General features: G+C 42.2%; 13 protein-coding genes. 8 read left to right on the top strand and 5 right to left on the bottom strand.

The genetic code is table 11. From position 1 onward, the window contains the following. Positions 1 to 35 precede the first annotated feature (35 nt). On the bottom strand, positions 36 to 1007 hold the full coding sequence (ispB, locus tag ISP07_RS07390; RefSeq protein ID WP_209327229.1) for an octaprenyl diphosphate synthase: 972 nt from the start codon (positions 1005 to 1007) through the stop codon (positions 36 to 38). Positions 1008 to 1417: 410 nt separating this feature from the next. On the opposite strand from ispB, the gene rplU reads away from it, so the two are divergent. From rplU to ISP07_RS07365, 5 genes are all read left to right on the top strand, one after another. Further along, entirely contained in the window at positions 1418 to 1729 is a 312-nt protein-coding gene (rplU, locus tag ISP07_RS07385) for a 50S ribosomal protein L21 (RefSeq protein WP_036965957.1), read from the top strand. Between the two features lie 16 nt (positions 1730 to 1745). After that, a complete protein-coding gene (rpmA, locus tag ISP07_RS07380) occupies positions 1746 to 2003 on the top strand; it encodes a 50S ribosomal protein L27 (protein WP_054551015.1) in 258 nt (85 codons plus the stop codon). A 162-nt stretch (positions 2004 to 2165) separates the two neighbouring features. Further along, positions 2166 to 3320, top strand: a complete 1155-nt coding sequence (cgtA, locus tag ISP07_RS07375; protein WP_209327228.1) for an Obg family GTPase CgtA — start codon at positions 2166 to 2168, stop codon at positions 3318 to 3320. 79 nt (positions 3321 to 3399) lie between these two features. After that, positions 3400 to 3879, top strand: a complete 480-nt coding sequence (gene folA, locus ISP07_RS07370) for a type 3 dihydrofolate reductase (RefSeq protein ID WP_228290546.1) — start codon at positions 3400 to 3402, stop codon at positions 3877 to 3879. Between the two features lie 79 nt (positions 3880 to 3958). Then, positions 3959 to 4336: a DUF3718 domain-containing protein gene (locus tag ISP07_RS07365; protein ID WP_054551017.1), complete on the top strand. Its 378-nt coding sequence runs from the start codon at positions 3959 to 3961 to the stop codon at positions 4334 to 4336. Positions 4337 to 4482: 146 nt separating this feature from the next. Here the strand turns inward: ISP07_RS07365 and ISP07_RS07360 are convergent, their stop codons facing one another. Then, positions 4483 to 5451, bottom strand: a complete 969-nt coding sequence (locus ISP07_RS07360) for a class 1 fructose-bisphosphatase (RefSeq protein ID WP_209327226.1) — start codon at positions 5449 to 5451, stop codon at positions 4483 to 4485. Between the two features lie 160 nt (positions 5452 to 5611). Here ISP07_RS07360 and ISP07_RS07355 point away from each other — a divergent pair, with 160 nt between their 5' ends. After that, positions 5612 to 8041 (top strand): zinc-dependent metalloprotease, encoded by a 2430-nt coding sequence (locus tag ISP07_RS07355; RefSeq protein WP_209327225.1) that lies wholly within the window; start codon positions 5612 to 5614, stop codon positions 8039 to 8041. 105 nt (positions 8042 to 8146) lie between these two features. After that, positions 8147 to 8929, top strand: coding sequence for a YggN family protein (locus tag ISP07_RS07350; protein ID WP_166340496.1), 783 nt, complete (start codon positions 8147 to 8149; stop codon positions 8927 to 8929). 61 nt (positions 8930 to 8990) lie between these two features. Here the strand turns inward: ISP07_RS07350 and ISP07_RS07345 are convergent, their stop codons facing one another. Both ISP07_RS07345 and rsuA read right to left on the bottom strand, forming a co-directional pair. Beyond that, positions 8991 to 10565 (bottom strand): methyl-accepting chemotaxis protein, encoded by a 1575-nt coding sequence (locus tag ISP07_RS07345; RefSeq protein ID WP_209327260.1) that lies wholly within the window; start codon positions 10563 to 10565, stop codon positions 8991 to 8993. A 154-nt stretch (positions 10566 to 10719) separates the two neighbouring features. Beyond that, a complete protein-coding gene (gene rsuA, locus ISP07_RS07340) occupies positions 10720 to 11418 on the bottom strand; it encodes a 16S rRNA pseudouridine(516) synthase RsuA (RefSeq protein WP_209327224.1) in 699 nt (232 codons plus the stop codon). 58 nt (positions 11419 to 11476) lie between these two features. On the opposite strand from rsuA, the gene zapE reads away from it, so the two are divergent. Then, positions 11477 to 12586 (top strand): cell division protein ZapE, encoded by a 1110-nt coding sequence (gene zapE / locus ISP07_RS07335; RefSeq protein WP_209327223.1) that lies wholly within the window; start codon positions 11477 to 11479, stop codon positions 12584 to 12586. A gap of 48 nt (positions 12587 to 12634) precedes the next feature. Here the strand turns inward: zapE and ISP07_RS07330 are convergent, their stop codons facing one another. Then, entirely contained in the window at positions 12635 to 15655 is a 3021-nt protein-coding gene (locus ISP07_RS07330; RefSeq protein WP_209327222.1) for a TonB-dependent receptor domain-containing protein, read from the bottom strand. Between the last annotated feature and the right edge of the window lie 264 nt (positions 15656 to 15919).

Here is a 15919-nt window from a genome sequence, read left to right as displayed (position 1 = left end):
ATGCAGGCTTTTTTAATGGCTCGAATAAATAGTGTTTAGTGATCGCGGGCAACGGCGATACGGGCCAAACTCTCTAAGGCTTGTTTGTACGGTGTATCTGGTAAGAACGCAATACAAGCAATTGCTTTGTCAGCTTCTTGCTCAGCTTTTTGCATTGCAAATTCAAGGGCCTTAGTGTCAGCTAATGCCGCTAGAATGCTCTCTAAATGGTCCATACCATTACCAAACTCAATAGCTTCGCGTACTAGCTTAACTTGCTCTGGTGTGCCTTTTTGCATTGCGTAGATAAGCGGTAGGGTAGGTTTACCTTCAGCTAAATCATCGCCAATGTTTTTACCAAGTTGCTCGGCATCGGCGTTGTAATCAAGTACATCATCCACTAATTGGAATGCAGTGCCAAGATGCATTCCATATAAGTTTAATGCTTCAAGGGTTTGCTCGTCTTGCTCGGTAATAATTGCAGCAAGGCCGGTTGCAGCTTCGAACAATTTTGCCGTTTTGCTGTAAATAACCTGCATATAGCTTTGTTCTGTGGTGTCAGGGTCATTACAGTTCATTAGCTGTAATACTTCACCTTCAGCGATGACATTGGTTGCATCCGCTAAAATTTGCATGATTGGCATTTTTCCTAGGCCAACCATAAGCTGAAATGAACGTGTATAGATAAAGTCACCGACCAAAACGCTCGCTGCATTACCAAACTCTGCGTTGGCTGTAGGCGTACCACGGCGCAAATGTGACTCGTCGACAACGTCGTCATGCAATAAAGTGGCGGTATGAATAAATTCGATGATAGTGGCAAGCGTAATATGGTCTTTGCCCTCATAACCAAGTGCTTTTGCCGCTAAAATGGCCAACATAGGACGAACGCGTTTACCGCCACTGTTTACTATGTATAAACCGAGTTGGTTAACCAATGCGACATCTGAGCGCATTTGGGCATGTATAAGTTGATTGACGTCATCCATTTCATTTTCGATTAACGTCTGGATAGCTTTTATATCCATTGATCTCCGAGCCAATATTTATGGGTATACGGGGCTGATTGTACAACAAAAAAAGCGCTTGCTCGATATTTTGTGATGATTCAGTAAAAAAACACTGTAAAGTTTTTTATTTGAGATCAATTTTGCCAAGATAAATTTATAACCTTGATTAATAAGTGATCAGCTTTTTGAATTTTAAAGGTGCGTATTATTAGCGTAATTTAATTGTCATGAGATCGTAAAAACCGCTTGGCATGTGGTGTTTTTAGGATAGAATAGGGAAAAATATTGAATTGCTCTCAATGCAGCTATTTTTTATTCATTTTATCGAAAAAGAGGCTTGCTAGTTTTTGCACATTAGCGTAAACTTCGCGCCCTATTGAAGAATATTTTAGTTGCGTCGATTTGAGGGCGCACAGACGGAGTTAATTATGTACGCGGTTTTCCAAAGTGGTGGTAAACAGCACCGTGTGACTGAAGGTCAAACAATTCGTCTTGAGAAATTAGACGTTGAAACTGGTGCAGCAGTTGAATTTGATTCAGTACTTTTAGTTGCTGATGGTGAGAAAATCGAGATCGGTGTACCGTTCGTAAACGGTGGTAAAGTAACAGCTGAGGTTGTTTCACACGGTCGCGGTGAGAAAGTTAAGATTGTTAAATTTAGACGTCGTAAGCATTCTCGTAAGCAAATGGGCCATCGTCAATGGTTCACTGAAGTTAAAATCACTGGCATTAGCGCTTAATTAGAGGTACTGAGAAATGGCACATAAAAAAGCAGCTGGTAGTACTCGTAACGGTCGTGATTCAGAAAGCAAACGCCTAGGTGTTAAGCGTTTTGGTGGCGAATCAGTTCTAGCGGGTAGCATCATTGTTCGTCAACGTGGTACTCGTTTCCACGCTGGCGCAAACGTAGGTATCGGTAAAGACCACACTATCTTCGCAAAAGCAGATGGTAAAGTTCAATTCGAACAGAAAGGTCCTTTAAACCGTAAATACGTAAATATCGTAGCTGAGTAATCATCTCGATATTTGAAAAACCCCGCCTTTGCGGGGTTTTTTGTTTTAAGGCACATAATCGTGCGTATAAATATATACCTAAGCGCCTTGGCATTGGGTGCTGAATAGGGCACTTAGGTATATAATAGAGTTATTAACAAGCCAATCTTAAAGTGAGTAATCATGAAGTTTGTAGATGAAGTAGAAATTCGTTGTGACGCGGGTGATGGCGGCAGCGGAGTCGTATCTTTCCGACGTGAAAAATATGTACCAGATGGCGGCCCTGATGGCGGCGACGGCGGCGATGGCGGCAGCGTTTATCTACAAGCCGATGAAAACTTAAATACGTTAATTGATTACCAATTTGAGCGTTTTCATAAAGCAGAGCGCGGCACAAATGGTCAAAGCCGTAACATGACAGGTAAAAAAGGCGCTGATTTAACGCTTAAAGTACCTGTTGGTACACGTATCATTGATGTTGACACTGAAGAGTCATTAGGTGATTTGACCAAGCATGGTCAAAGGGTTGTTGTTGCAAAAGGTGGTTTCCATGGCTTGGGGAATGCACGTTTTAAATCAAGTACAAACCGCGCTCCACGTCAAAAAACACTAGGTACACCTGGTGAAGTTCGCAGCTTACGTCTAGAGCTAATGCTACTTGCTGATGTTGGCTTACTTGGTTTACCAAATGCTGGTAAATCAACGTTTATCCGCAGTGTTTCTGCAGCTAAACCAAAAGTGGCAGATTACCCGTTTACGACGCTTATTCCTAATCTTGGTGTAGTACGCCCAGATGCGAATAAGTCATTTGTAATTGCTGATATCCCAGGTCTAATCGAAGGCGCTTCAGATGGCGCAGGCCTTGGTATTCGCTTCTTAAAGCATTTGGAACGTTGTCGTGTATTACTGCATATCATTGATGTTATGCCTGTTGATGGTACAAACCCGGTTGATAATGCCTTTGCGATTATTAATGAGCTACACCAATACAGCCCTAAACTTGCTGAAAAGCCGCGCTGGTTAGTATTTAACAAAATTGACCTATTACCAGAAGATGAAGCTGAAGCCCTGTGTAATGAAATTGCCGAAGAGCTAGGTGAAGAGGCTAATGTTTACCGTATCTCTGCTGCGAATAAACAAAATACTCAAGCATTGTGTCATGACATTATGGCGCTACTTGATAGTATGCCGAAAGAGAAATTCGCTGAAGAAGAGAAAGAAGAAGTTGAATTTAAGTGGGATACTTACCATCAGAAAGCGACCTCTCAAGACGATGATGATTGGGATGACGACTGGGATGATGATGACTACGACGTAGAAGTTATCTACCAACGATAAAATTTAAAACTGAAAAGGAGCCATGCGCTCCTTTTTTATTAATAAGAAAAAAGTATTAAGGTTTAGTGTGAAAATTTCAATGATTGCTGCGATGGCAAATAACCGAGTAATTGGCCAAGACAACCAAATGCCATGGCATTTACCCGCCGATCTGCAACACTTTAAAAAAGTAACCATGGCAAAGCCTGTGATCATGGGCCGCAAAACGTTTGAATCAATAGGCCGCCCTTTACCAGGTCGTCAAAATATTATTATCACGCGTAATGTTGATTACACAGCAGAGGGTATTGAGGTGGTTACTTCTCCAGAAGCTGCGCTGAAATTGGTTGCTGATGTTGAAGAAGTTATGATTATTGGTGGCGGAAATATATACGAACAATTCCTGTCTCAAGCAGATCGTCTATACTTAACTTTTATCGACCTTGAAGTGGAAGGTGATACGCAATTCCCAGATTACGAAAGTGTTGCTAATTGGACGGTTTCCGAGCAAGAGCAGCATCAGCCTGATAACAAAAACCCTCACTCGTATACTTTTGTAACCCTGTACAAAAATTCGTAACATTATTGCGGTAAAATTAATTAGTTGGTACAATATTACACAATCTTGGTAAGAAGAAAGTATTACATAAGGGCAAAATATGATGAAGTTACCAAATATGTTACTTGCAGCGGCTGTTGTATCAGCGTCAGTTGCGTATACAGCACCAGCAAAAGCTGATGATCAATTAGCGGTTTCTATCTGTGAATATATCGCAGCTGATGATAAAAACCGTTTGCGTAGTAAGCTTAAAAGCTCACGTGTGAAAATTCGTAACATTTTTGATGCTGTGAAATGCAATGGCAATAACATGCTTCGTCATGCAATCGAAAGCGGCGCGGCAGATACTGGTGAGTATATTGTTAAGAACTTATCAAAAAGCTCTTTAGAAGATGGTGCTGATATTGCTTGGGCTGAGTCGAACGGCCACGGTGGTTCACCACTAATCGCTGTTATTAAAGACCGCGCAGGCCTTTAATTTAAACGCCAAAAGAATTTAAGAAACCGCACTCGTTGCGGTTTTTTTGTGCCTGTAAGGTAAGTAACTTGTTGAGAATCTCTCGTTTATTAAAAACTGGAAGCTTCTAAAGTTGAAGCCTTCCAGTTTGAGGCATTTACTGCTTGTTATTTATGGTAGCTTAAACAGGTTTCTACTTCGTTCTTCGAACCTAAGATCACCGCCACACGTTGGTGAATAGCGTCAGGTTGAATGTCCATGATGCGCTCAGTGCCTGTAGAAGCTATGCCGCCAGCTTGTTCGATTAACATTGCCATTGGATTTGCTTCGTATAATAAACGTAATTTGTTAGGTTTATTTGGATCTTTCGTGTCAGTTGGGTAAGTAAAAATACCACCACGACATAATACACGGTGCACATCACCCACCATTGCAGCAATCCAGCGCATGTTGAAGTTACGACCACGTGGGCCTGTGTCACCAGCAATTAAGTCATTGATGTAATTTTGCATCGCCGGTTGCCAATGGCGTTGGTTTGAAGCATTGATAGCAAATTCGCTGGTCTCTTCAGGTACGCTTGCAAAATCTTGTGTTAATAAGAAGGTACCGTGCGTTTTATCTAAGGTGAAAAAGCGTGTGCCCTTGCCGGTTGTTAACGCCAGCACGGTTGATGGGCCATATAATACATAACCCGCTGCAACTTGGTTTTTACCCGGTTGCATAAAAATACTAGGATCAGCCGGATCAGCCCCTTCAGGCGCCACCATAATTGAGAAAATCGTACCAACGAGTGAGTTGATATCAGTATTTGATGAGCCATCAAGTGGGTCGAATGCAACAATGTAGTTGGCATCTGGATTACCCGCAACGGTGAAGTCTTCTTCTTCAGAGGCAATGGCTTTTACGTAGCCCGATTCTAATAAAATATCTTTTAAAAGTTGGTTAGTTAGAACATCGAGTTTTTTCTGAGTTTCACCCTGAATGTTTTCGTCTAGGGTTGAGCCTAATACGCCAGATAGGGCGCCTTGACCAACACGAAATGAAATTTCTTTACATGCCGCAAGTACCGTTCTGATCAATGAGATCAGTTCACGAGGGCAACCATCTTCTAACAATACCGGTGGGAGTCTACGCATTCTATTTTCCTGATAACGTTGTAGCCAGACATTTTTAGTGTGAGAGAGAATGTCTTAGCAAGCGCTGAATTTCGTCTTAAATAGCTGATTTTTATAAACGGTACTTTATACTGCTTAATACCTATACAGTATTTAAAACGCGAATAACAAAGATAAGATTATGCAAAAAATACCATTACTACGATATCTGCTCTTAGCTGTGCTACTTACTATGATAACTCAAGCACACGCAGCAATTAAGTCTATAAATGATTTTACTGAAAAAATGACTCATTTTTCAGGCTATTTTTCATTTTACTACGACACAGAAAACGGCAAATTGTATCTTGAAGTGGATAAACTCGAGCAACAATTTTTACTACAACAAAGCCTACCTTACGGTGTTGGTTCAAATGATATTGGCTTAGATCGCGGTCAGTTAGGTGACACACATTTAGTACAGTTTGAGCGTTTTGGCGATAAGGTAATGCTAAGAGCCATCAATACATATTACCGCGCTAATACTAATAACCTTGCGGAACAACAAAGTATTAAAGAGGCGTTCGCATCGAGTATTTTAGCGGGTTTTAGTGTTGTAGCTCAGTCAGATACTGCGGTACTTGTGGATTACACCCCTTATTTATTAAGCGATGTTCATGGTGTAAGCCGTCGTTTATCGGCAACCGGGCAGGGAAGTTTTAGTCTAGATAGTAACCGCAGTGCGGTATATTTAGCACGTTCAAAAGCGTTTGAAAAAAATACAGAATTAGAAGCCGTGCTTACTTTTCAAGGTAATAACCCAGGAAAGTATGTACGCCAAGTGAGCGCAGACCCTTATGCGCTGACAGTACATATGCATCACTCATTAATTGAATTACCTGATGATAACTACACCCCGCGCAAGTTCCACCCTCAAGCAGGTTTTTGGAGCATTGAGCACAAAGATTATGCGGCAGCGCTGGGTGAGTCTATGTATGTGCGTTACATCCCGCGTCATCGTTTAGCAAAAAAAGATCCGAGCCTGCCAATCAGCGAGCCCGTTGAGCCGATTGTTTATTACTTAGATCCGGGTGTACCAGAGCCAGTTAAAACAGCGTTACTTGATGGTGCTAAATGGTGGAATGATGCCTTTAATGCAGCAGGTTATAAGAACGCATTTATTGTCAAAGTGCTCCCTGATGATGCCGACCCTATGGATATACGCTACAACGTAATTCAATGGGTGCATCGTGCAACGCGTGGTTGGTCATATGGCAGCTCAGTGATAGACCCTCGAACAGGCGAAATTATCAAAGGCCATGTGACACTGGGTTCACTGCGTGTTCGTCAAGATATTTTAATTGCAGAAGCATTAGCAGCTCCCTATTTTGAAGGCAATGAAGTGGCTAAGCGCTTACAAGCCATGGCACTTGATCGTATTCGTCAATTAAGTGCCCATGAAGTCGGGCATACTTTAGGTATTTCGCATAACTTTGCAGCGTCAGTGGCAGACAGAGCCTCTGTAATGGATTATCCACACCCACTACTGAGCTTTGATGAGCAAGGTAAATTAGATGTAAGCCGAGGCTATGTTGCTGGCATGGGCGTATGGGATACCCAAGTGGTCAAATACGGTTATAGCGACTTCACCAATCAAGATGAAGCACAGCAATTGGCTGCAATTTTAGCTGAGAACAAAAGTAAAGGGTTGGAGTTTATCTCAGACAGTGATGCCCGCTCTCAAGGGGGCGCTCACCCAACTGGGCATTTATGGGATAACGGCAGTTCACCGAGTGATGAGCTTATGCGGGTACTAGATGTTCGTAAACAAGCGCTGACGAGCTTTGGTATCGAAAACATCAAAACGGGCACTGCTTTATCACAACTAGAAGAAATGCTGGTGCCACTTTATTTGTTCCACCGCTATCAAGTTGAAGCGGCGGTTAAATTAATTGCCGGTGTAAATTACGAGTACGAAGTTCGTGATGGTTCACAACCAAAAGGGGCACAGGTTGTGGCAAAGCAAACACAGCAAGCGGCAGTGGATGCCGTACTTGCGACATTAAAAGCTGAGAACCTTGTTTTGCCTGAGTCGGTATTAGCGCTTATTCCACCAAAAGCGTATGGTGAATCAAAATCACGGGAGAGCATTGTTGGTCGCACAGGACTAACGCTCGATGCGATGGCGCTGCCTGAGGTTGCTGCAGCACATAGCTTGAGCCTACTTTTTAATAGCCAACGCATTAACCGTTTAGCACAGCAGCAAGCACGAAGCGATGCATTTTATGGTTTAGATGCGCTATTAGCACAAACTTATCAGCAAGTTTTCGAGCAAAAAATTGCTTCTGGGATGGCAGGTAAAATTAGTCAACGTGTGCAATTTTTAACAGCAAAACAATTCGCTGACCTAGTTGCAAGCAATGAGGTAGCACCCGAAGTACAAGCACAGCTTCGTTATTACTTAGCTAAACTTGCAAAGAGTTACCAGCAAGAATCAATGCTAGGCAGTGCATCCGTTGGTAACAGTGCATTTAAGCAATATTTAAGCGAGCAAATCAGTCACTTTTTAGAAAACGGTGAATGGCCTGCAAACTTTAAAGTGTTGCCAATGCCACCGGGCTCACCAATTTAACTCACCTTTCTTTTAAGACGCCTAGCATAGCTAGGCGTTTTACTTGCATAAAATTGGATATTTGCTAATCTAGCGGCCTTCCTTTTTTGTCTTCTTGAGGTGTATATGGCGTTCTTTTCTCGCTCGTTGTTAGCAGCGGCCATTACATTCTCTAGCTTTTCCAGTTACGCAACCCTAGAAAAAAAACAATGCGATGTAGAGCTAAGCCATGGCTTGATCATCACTGATGATGTCATTCGTATTGTTGATAAAGGTCAAACTCGCGTACAAATCAACAACGATAACCAATTGTTTATACGTGGTTATTGGGTTGATTTAAGCCCAGAAGAAAGCCAAGTTGTGGAGCAATTCAGTCGTGGTATCAGGCAAACCGTTCCTGAGCTTGTTGACCTGGCGACCGATGGTGTAAACCTTGGCTTAAGTGCTATCGAGCAAGTTGTTGAGGGCATGTCAGACAAAGAGCCTGAAGTGCTAAAAACTCAACTGCAATATGTTGAGCGTGCACTAATGGATAAATTTAAGCGTGGCGATGACTTTTTCTTTATTGCTCCGCAGTCGCTGTCGAAAATCGATGACTTTTTTACCAAAGAAATCAGCCAAAAAATTCACTCTGCAGTGCATGGCTCACTTGGCGCTATTTTAGTTTCGCTTGGCGATGCCTTTAAATCGCGCGAAGGTAACATCGAAGACCGTATCAATGATATGGGGCAGCGTATGGACATCATCTCAAAAGAAATTGATAAATCACTACAAAAGAAAGCAGAGCAATTAGAGATGAAAGCCTCAGAATACTGTGAGTGTTTGAACTCATTAGATGTCACCGAGTCACGATTACAACAAATGGTGCCGGGGATGGCCGATTTTGATTTGGTACAAATAAAGTCTTAATACGAACTTAAAACGAAAAAGCCCAGCAGTTGCTGGGCTTTTTCGTTTTTACTTGTTTGAATTAGCTAAACTTAGCGGTTTCAGTTTCTAAATCGCTAGTAAGGCCTTTGATCAAATCGGTTGCTGTATGAGCCTGATTAGATACATTAGCCGTTTGTGAAGCCGTGTCTGAGATAGTTACGATGCGCTTGGCGGTGTCTTCACCAGCATCAAGCTGCTCTTTTGCAGCAATAGCTATCTGATGGCTCATTTGCGCGATTGCGCTGAGTGAGCTGGCAACCCGTTTTAGTTCTTCATTGGCTTTAGTCGATTTTTCTACGGTTTGTTCACTGGTACTCATACTGAGCGAAACAGATGACTTGGCATCTTGGGTTGCAGCTTGTAGTTTGCCAATCATATTGCGGATTTCTTCAGTGCTGGTCTGTGTGCGTTGGGCAAGCCCACGAACTTCATCAGCAACCACAGCAAAACCTCGTCCTTGCTCACCTGCACGGGCAGCTTCTATTGCCGCATTAAGCGCAAGTAAGTTAGTTTGCTCGGCAATACCTTGAATAACACTCAGCACATTTGCGATGTTATTTACTTCATCATCAAGCACTTGAATATTATTACCAGCGCTGTCAATTTGCTGCTCTAAAAGCGCGATGGTATCAGCAGCCTCGCTGGTTAAGTGGCTGGCACTTTGACCTTGTTGCTCAGCTTCTTGCACTGAGTAAGCGGCTTGCTCAGCATGTTCTACAACAGTTTGTGCTGATGCTGTTAACTCGGTAATAGCTGAAGCTACCATTTGAGTTTCTTCGTTTAGGCTACGAGTGAGTTTGTCGAGCTCAACAGAGCGATATTCGTTATCGACACTTTGATTTTTTAAGCTATCTGTAACGCCTTTAATGCCACCAACAACGCCGCGTAACCCTTGCTGCATATAATGCATGGCTGCAATAATGCTTTCAGGTGGGGTATCTTGGCGAATATGTGAGTTTAAGTTGCCACGAGAGACATTCTTAACAATACCAATTACTTCATCAATTTCGCCGCCTAAGGCATTGGTGAGTGATGAGCCAAAGCGAGCAATGGCAAAGGTCAGTGCAATGGCAATAAGCATAGATAAGCCCAGCAACCACTTTGCAGTATTCCAATAACGTTCATCAACTTCTTTGGCGCTAATACCAGTACCAACATACCAGCCAAACAGCGGTGTTTTTTGTACTACAGAGGTTAAATCAACGGTTTCACCATCTCGCACTGAATCCCAGTGATAGGTGATGATTTTATTGGTAGTGTTGCCTACCAGCTTTTCGACCATACGGCCGATACTGTTGCCGCTGGCATCTTTAAAATCGTTAAAGCTGGTACCTTGTAGTTCTGGGTCGTGCGGAGTAGCAACAAAATCTAAGTTGTTGTCGACGACATACACATATTCTGAGTCGTGGTATTTATTTTCTCGAAGTACCTGAATAGCGAGTTTCTTTGCTTGTGCTTCTTCGAGTTGATTGCTTTTAACCATCAACTCAAATTGCTCAACAATATTGGTGGTGCTCTTCATGAGCTGGTTGATACGCGCGATGTTGTCGCTTTCGCTGGCATGGCGTAAAGATTGTAAGCCAAGTAATGCTATCGCCGATAACGCAATAAACATAGCGATAGCAAATAAGGTGATTTTTGTTTTTAAAGCTAATCCTGATAACACAGTCAGCCTCCTTTATTATTTCCCCTGTTAACTTCTACCACGTTTGTCTGGTTTTATTAAGGAAAAATGACAGCGTTATCATGATTTTTACTCAAGTACCTATTTAGAACTTCAGTTCGGCTTCTGTCAGGGCACGATATTCACCGCTTGCAAGGTTTTCATCAAGGGTGATGTCTGCTATTTTTTCACGATGTAATTCAACAACTTTATTACCTACAGCTGCAAGCATTCGCTTAACTTGATGGTATTTACCTTCGCAAATTGAAAGGCGTAAGCTGTAGCTTGCAAGCTTTTCAACAATAGCAGGGCGGGTTAGTTCTTTTTCGTTGTGTAATTGCACCCCTTGCTCTAAAGCTGCAATGGCTTCTTCATCAATAGGTTCTTGAGTTTCAACTAAATAGGTTTTGAATTTGTTATGCTTTGGTGCAGTAATTTTGTGTGACCAGTCGCCGTCATTGGTGATGATCACTAACCCTGTGGTGTCGATATCTAAACGGCCGGCAACATGAAAGTCGCTCATGTTTGGTTCATCAAGTAAGTCGAATACAGTTGGGTGAAGGTCATCTTTGTTGGCACACACATAGCCCGCTGGTTTATGGAGCATAAAGTAGCGTTTGCCTAAAAACACCAGCGGCTCGCCTTGCCAGCGCACGTCGTCATCTTGGTTGATTGAATAATCAAATGAGGTGATCACCTCGCCATTAACAGTGGCGTATTTACGTTTGATACCTGCTTTGGTTTTGCTGCGAGGTATCTCGGCAATATGGCTAATAAATTTATCTAAACGGCATGGAAATTTCATTGGGATCACATTTTTAGTCGGCTACAATGGCGGCGAGTATAGCGGATACTAGTTACCTATGACAGTACAGCAAGGACAAATATTACAGCATTACCAAGCGCAAATAGCCAAAGGTGATTTGCAAGAAGACCGTGCCCAGCGCACAGCGATAAATGCTCTTGATAATCTAGCCATAGAACTGGCTGCACCAAGCCATTGGTGGCAAAGCGCTAAGCCAATAAAAGGGGTTTATTTGTATGGTCCAGTAGGGCGTGGTAAATCCATGTTAATGGACGTGTTTTTTCGGCTTGTTAATATTGACGCTAAGCAGCGTTTGCACTTTCATCATTTTATGAAGCAAGTGCATGAGCGCTTAATTCAGCTGCAAGGGCAGAAAAATCCGCTGACTGTGATTGCTAAAGAGTGGGCAGAGCACATTCGCTTGATTTGTTTTGATGAGTTTTTTGTGTCTGATATTGGCGATGCCATGATCTTGGGTGGCTTATTCAAAGCCCTGTTTGAGCAACAAGTAGTGTTAGTGGCAACGTCAAACTGTCAACCGGAGCAGTTATATCGCAACGGTTTACAGCGAGCACGATTTTTACCCACTATCGATTTATTAAATGAGCATTGCCATGTTTTAAGTGTTGAAGGCGATACAGATCATCGCTTTCGCTTTGGCAAACAAACTGCACATTATTTTATTAATAACAAAGAGGCGCTAACAGAGCGCTTTTTAAAGCAAGAGCAAGTAATACAAAGGCAAACAACGATAGAGGTTTGCCACCGCGAGCTTAGCTGTATCTTGCTCGCTCAAGACGCCATTATGTTTGATTTTATGACGCTTTGCTCAGGACCTAGGTGCACCGCGGATTATATTTATTTGGCAGAGCGTTTTCAGCGGGTGTATTTACTCAATGTGCCAGTAATGGGGCGCGGAGCCACAGGCAAACAAATTGTGCATGGTGTTGAAGATAGCTACCAGCGAGAAAAGCAAGATTTACAAGAACACTTTTTAGATGATGAAGCGCGGCGCTTTATTGCTTTGGTTGATGAGTTTTATGATCGCAGCCGATTATTGGTGATTTCGGCCGAGGTGGGCATTAGCGATTTATATCAAGGACAAAAACTGGCATTTGAATATGCGAGGACCGAGTCTCGATTAGTTGAGATGCAAAGCTGGCATTGATAAAGAAGCACGCCACTGAGGCGTGCTTCTTATTTTCGAGCGCTGAGGCTAGAAGCTGTATGATACACCTATGTATGCATAGCGCCCCTTGCCACCACCGTATTTTGAATAATAATTACCGCGGCCTGATGGGTAAAAGTCCCCTTTATTATCAAAAAGGTTATTCACACCACCAAATAAACGTAAATCACTTTTGTTAGACAGTTCTAATTTATAAGAAACTGACAAATCATGTCTTAGGTATGAGCCGTAATCTTGAAAAGCTAGTTTTTCAGGGTTCGTAACGCATTCATCGCTTCCTTCTGCGCAGCGCTCATCATTATCTGCTAAGTAGCCTAAGTATTCTTCTTCTCTACTTTGACTTGCTTTAAATGAGCCTAAGTATTTAGTACGCCAACGGATCCGTAACTCATCTTTTCGCCAAGTTAAAGACATTGAAGCTTTATCTTTACTTTCGCCATAGCCCGCATAATGTGTAGTCACTTTACCGCCATCAGGGCTTTGGTATGTTTGCGAGTTCTCGATGACATGATTGTAGTCAAGTTTAAATGCCAACTGACCTAAACTTTGTAAATCATATTCATACTGAGCTGAAACATCATAACCACGTGCAGTTAGCTCATCGAGGTTGTATTTACGTTGTACTATTTCAATGATATTACCTTCATCATTACGGGTAATATCATTACAAAAAGAATTATTTTCACCCCATTGTGTACCTGAGTCATAACACTCTCGTTGAATATTATCATTACTTAATTCAGAGATAGCATCTGAGACAGATATGTCATAAAAATCAATCGCAAGATTAAAATCAGGGATAAACTGAGGGGCAATACTCACACCGAAAGTATAGGTATCAGCGGTTTCTTCTTTGAGCTCTTTATTACCCACACCCGGTGAATAACGGTTGTTATCATCATCAAATTCAAAGTTAGGATCTTCTGCAATTAGGGCTGCAAGTGTTGGCTCTTTGCGGCAGTTATCATGCCCTGCGTCAGTTGATGTAGCTGTTAGGCCATCACAGATATCATCATAGCTGTCATAGTCGCCGCGTGGTGGTGATAATAATTCTGTGATAGTTGGGGCACGTTGAGCACGGGCATAGTTAGCTCTAAAAGCATAGCCGTTAGTAATTTCCCACATTACGCCTAATTTATAACTGGCAACAGTCCCGACATTATTCATACTGTAGTTAGCTACACGTAAAGATAGGTCTGTATCAAGTGACTTTGCAAATGTTGCATCCCTTAAAAGCGGTAGTGCAAGCTCAGCAAAAGCTTCATATACATCAACTTCACCATAAAAAGTAGGCACATAATTAAAAGTAATACCGCCTGCTTTTATATCATCACTGGTTTTGAGGTCTTGGCTATCTTTGCGGTATTCACCACCAAACACAGCTGCAACTGGCCCTGCAGGGAGCTCAAACAGGTCACCAGTAATGTAGCCTACCGCACCATATTGTTTTATCTCGGTATCAATAATTGGGTTGCTGCGGATCCAAGCGGCCATCTCTTCGGTAATAGAGCCTTCACCAAATAAGTTAATTGCTACACAGCCTTCTGCGCGAGCCGCTTCATCAATACACTGAATGGTGCCATCAGCTAACTCTTCAGCTTGTAAAGCTTGATTAAGTCTAACTGTATTTAATTCATTGCTTCGTACTTGATGTTGTTTAAATCGACCATAGCTGACTGAAAAATCCCAGTCCCACTCGTCATTAAATAGAGTGCCTTGAAGGCCAGCCCAGCTGCGAATAGTTTTTCGACTATTGTCAGTAGTGATGTTACCAACCTCATGAAAGCGACGATCCCAATAAATACGGTCTTTGTATGGGTTTGCATCAAGAATCTCTTGTGGAACATACGGATTGTCAATTGGAATATAACCCGGTTTTACAAGCCCTAAAGGCTCACCTGTAGCCGGATCAAACTGCGGTGCTGTGGCACCCTCATATTCGTCTTCTGGTGATTTATGATTGAACGAATCACTGTCACTGTATTGCACTTGCGCGTAAAACATCACATTGTCAGTAAGGTCATAATCAATTTTAACTGCAGTAGAGAAGTTATCGCTTGGTACATCAAGCATTACATATTGATTTGAATTGATACCATAAATTTCTTCATTACCTTTCCAATCATCACGCAGGGTTTGTCCGTCGTACCAGAACTGTGTGTCGTTTTTGCCATTTTCTAAAAACACACCACCAGGAAGACCATCACTTTTACTCACCCAATCAGCTTGCGTGATGTCGCGCATACATTGATCGCCATCTGCTGTTTGCATTACATTACACATGCGATCTTTATCGTAATCGTAGCTATCTTCTATTTGTGCGCGTTTACGGTCGTAAAAAGTCATCCCGAAATCACGGTCCCAGTTTGAACTGAAATAAGCATAGCCGCGACCATCATCGAATGACGTACCATAGTTTAAATCGAGGCTAAACTCTTTACTGCCTCCTTCAGTTGACTCGCCAGTTTTAGCTTTAAAATCAAACCCTTCTTTTTTTGATTGAGTGATGATATTAACAACACCGGCCACAGCATCGGCACCATAAGTTGCAGAAGCGCCACCACTGATTATTTCAACGCGATCAACCATGCCGCTCGGAATAGTATTTAAACTGACATAGTTGCCGCTGTAGCTATTAGAAACTACACGACGGCCATCGATCAGCGTTAAGGTGCGATTAGGGCCTAAGTTACGTAGTTCAACTGTTGATAGACCGGTAGTTGAAACGCTTGATTGGCTGGTGGTGTTACCGATGCTCTCGCTAAGAGCTGGCATGTTATCAACTAAAATATCTGATAAGTTACTTAATCCTGTATCGGAAATAGCGTCACGATCCATCGTTACTAAGGGGGTTGAAATGGAAAAACTATCACGCTTTATTCGTGAACCTGTCACGACAATTTTTTCAGGTTCTTCAGTTTGCTCATTGGCTGTTGGGGTGGTATTGGCAGTGCGAGCTATTTCAGCCTCATCTGCAAAAGCATGTTGACTAAAACCACTGGCAACGGCAAGTGCAATGGCACAAGGTTTGGTTAGTAGATTTCTCACAGGCGTTCCTAGTTGTTATATTTTTAGTTTTTAGAACCAGAGTGATGCTCTTTTTAAGGGCAGTTAAAATTTACAGCGAACAACACTCTGGTTGGTCGGTATTGACGTTAAAATAATTATAGAAATGTGAACTTAACTACAATCTTAGGTTGCTCGTTTATGTCTCTATTTTATATCTATTGAATATCTATTCATTTAAAAACAGTGTGTTAGGAAAATTCTTATTGTTAATTAAATTGCAATTCTAGACTGGTTAATACTTGG

Source organism: Pseudoalteromonas sp. PA2MD11 (assembly GCF_017808125.1).
In the GTDB taxonomy this organism is placed as follows: Bacteria; Pseudomonadota; Gammaproteobacteria; order Enterobacterales; family Alteromonadaceae; genus Pseudoalteromonas; species Pseudoalteromonas simplex.
This window is presented reverse-complemented; position numbering and strand designations above follow the sequence as displayed.

Excerpts from the sequence above, each read along its gene's own strand:
- ispB (WP_209327229.1), bottom strand. The coding sequence starts at position 1,007 with ATGGATATAAAAGCTATCCAGACGTTAATCGAAAATGAAATGGATGAC.
- rplU (WP_036965957.1), top strand. The coding sequence starts at position 1,418 with ATGTACGCGGTTTTCCAAAGTGGTGGTAAACAGCACCGTGTGACTGAA.
- rpmA (WP_054551015.1), top strand. The coding sequence starts at position 1,746 with ATGGCACATAAAAAAGCAGCTGGTAGTACTCGTAACGGTCGTGATTCA.
- cgtA (WP_209327228.1), top strand. The coding sequence starts at position 2,166 with ATGAAGTTTGTAGATGAAGTAGAAATTCGTTGTGACGCGGGTGATGGC.
- folA (WP_228290546.1), top strand. The coding sequence starts at position 3,400 with ATGATTGCTGCGATGGCAAATAACCGAGTAATTGGCCAAGACAACCAA.
- ISP07_RS07365 (WP_054551017.1), top strand. The coding sequence starts at position 3,959 with ATGATGAAGTTACCAAATATGTTACTTGCAGCGGCTGTTGTATCAGCG.
- ISP07_RS07360 (WP_209327226.1), bottom strand. The coding sequence starts at position 5,451 with ATGCGTAGACTCCCACCGGTATTGTTAGAAGATGGTTGCCCTCGTGAA.
- ISP07_RS07355 (WP_209327225.1), top strand. The coding sequence starts at position 5,612 with ATGCAAAAAATACCATTACTACGATATCTGCTCTTAGCTGTGCTACTT.
- ISP07_RS07350 (WP_166340496.1), top strand. The coding sequence starts at position 8,147 with ATGGCGTTCTTTTCTCGCTCGTTGTTAGCAGCGGCCATTACATTCTCT.
- ISP07_RS07345 (WP_209327260.1), bottom strand. The coding sequence starts at position 10,565 with ATGTTTATTGCGTTATCGGCGATAGCATTACTTGGCTTACAATCTTTA.
- rsuA (WP_209327224.1), bottom strand. The coding sequence starts at position 11,418 with ATGAAATTTCCATGCCGTTTAGATAAATTTATTAGCCATATTGCCGAG.
- zapE (WP_209327223.1), top strand. The coding sequence starts at position 11,477 with ATGACAGTACAGCAAGGACAAATATTACAGCATTACCAAGCGCAAATA.